Annotated in this window: 1 protein-coding gene; it reads left to right on the top strand. The window is 54.6% G+C overall.

The genetic code is table 11. The features are described from left to right. Positions 1 to 173: 173 nt before the first annotated feature. Positions 174 to 1,063: P-loop NTPase family protein (locus AC2VLY_RS13045; RefSeq protein WP_486922425.1), on the top strand; the 890-nt coding region annotated here is incomplete at its 3' end.

Below are 1,063 nucleotides of genomic sequence, written 5' to 3'. Positions count from 1 at the left end.
TACTGGTTTATCCCCCTGGAATGGGTCGTGGAAACCCTGTCCAGACAATTCCCGGATGATCCCTGTCCAGAACGCTTTTTGCGGGACTGCACCATTGGACCGGGCGGCTCTGAGGGCGGTGGTCTGTTGTTGCGTCTGGATAGTGATATACCCAGCTAAGAGGAAACCAGGTCATGGCCCTACTGCAGCGTAAAACACAATATCAATCCAAGGTCGCTCCTTACGAAATCCCTTTCCGTCCGGCCTATGAACTGCATGCGTCGGCGGCCTGGGCGGCGGCCGGCCTGAGTGGTCTATCCCTGGGTTTGCTGACAGGGATTCCTTTATCGCCCCTATTCATCAGCGCGGGCGTTGCGGGTTATTTCTCCTGGAATCGCTATAAAATCGGTCAGGTCTATCGTCAAAAACTGCTCAATATCCGGCAAAACGGCGGTCTCTGGTTCATGGACCGTGAAAGCGCCAATACGGTCTATCAGTACGCCCGCGAGCATCAAGCGGTCTGGTACGGGCGCGGTTTTCGCTGGAATAAAAAAGCCGCCGAAAGCATGTATTACTTATTGGGACCCGGCGCCCCGCTGATTGAACCGCTCAAAGCCTATGAGACCGACGATCAAGGCGAATTTCTGGGGAAAGCCTGGATACACGCGCTGGGTCAGGAAAGAGACATCTTTCTGCCTCTGGATGCCCTGAAAGGTCAAACCTTGATTCTCGGTACCACGCGCGCCGGCAAAACCCGTCTTTACGATCTGCTCATCAGTCAGGCCATCGAACGGGATGAGCCCGTCATTATCATCGATCCCAAAGGCGACAAAGAGCTCAAGGAAAATGCGCAAAAAGCCTGTGGACGCATTGGGACGCCAGAACGTTTTGCCTATTTCCATCCCGCCCATCCAGAAGACTCTTGTGCCATAGATGTGATGGGGTCCTGGAATCGGGCTACGGGTCTCGCCTCTCGCATTGCGGCGTTAATCTCTGCCGGAGGGGACTCCAATTCTGACCCTTTTATCAGCTTCGGTTGGCGCGTCATAAACAACTTCGTTCATGGCCTGCTCATCCTGGGGAA

It is taken from the genome of Acidithiobacillus sp. TH-A36 (assembly GCF_057473445.1).
Note: the sequence above shows the minus strand (reverse complement) of the source record. Positions and strands in the feature narration are given on the sequence as shown.